Below are 740 nucleotides of genomic sequence, written 5' to 3'. Positions count from 1 at the left end.
AGCGTACAGTTAAAGCAAAAAGGAACTCACAAATACCTGGCAGCGTATTATACAGGGGAAAACAAGCTGCAGGAAGAGCTGATAGCAGCCCTGTCGGCCCAACTGCCGGAATACATGGTACCTGTGAGCTATGTGTGGCTGGAACGTTTCCCTTTGACCGTAAACGGGAAGCTGGACAAGCGATCGCTGCCGGAGCCTGATCAGACCCATGGAGAAGAAACTTACATGGCCCCTCAGACGGAAGCAGAACAGGCCCTGTGCGTAATCTGGCAGGAAGTACTGGGATTGGAACGGGTAGGAGTAACAGACGACTTCTTCCGTATCGGGNGACCTGTTTGAATGCAGGACGATCAGCAAGCTATCGGCCCTGCTGAGCAGCAGGCAAAGCCAATCCCCGGTAAAAGCAGAACAAGGTCAGCTCACTGGCGAACTAAGCCTGCTGCCGGTACAGGAATGGTTTTTGAGCCAGGTGGATAAGGGCAGCTTTAAAAAGCCCGGCCACTGGAACCAAAGCTTTTTGATCCGTGTACCCGAACTGGAAACAAGCCAACTGGAATCCGCGCTAAAAACCCTTGTAGGCTACCACGATGTATTGCGGATGCAATACCTTAAAGAAGCAAGCGGCTGGAAACAGCGCTATACCTCCGAACCCCATGCCCCCACGCTGCAGACCCAGGATATCAGCCGGCTCAGCGAAGCGGGATTACAGGAATTGCTGACCAGCTGGCAAAGCGGCTTCA

General features: G+C 53.3%; 1 protein-coding gene. It reads left to right on the top strand.

Features of this window, described 5'->3' with window-relative positions; genetic code table 11:
* Window positions 1–469: 469 nt before the first annotated feature.
* On the top strand, window positions 470–740 hold a 271-nt coding region (locus tag ACFQZS_RS12145), incomplete at its 3' end, for a condensation domain-containing protein (RefSeq protein WP_377100574.1).

The organism is Mucilaginibacter calamicampi, from assembly GCF_042676765.1.
Classification (GTDB): domain Bacteria; phylum Bacteroidota; class Bacteroidia; order Sphingobacteriales; family Sphingobacteriaceae; genus Mucilaginibacter; species Mucilaginibacter calamicampi.
Note: the sequence above shows the minus strand (reverse complement) of the source record. Positions and strands in the feature narration are given on the sequence as shown.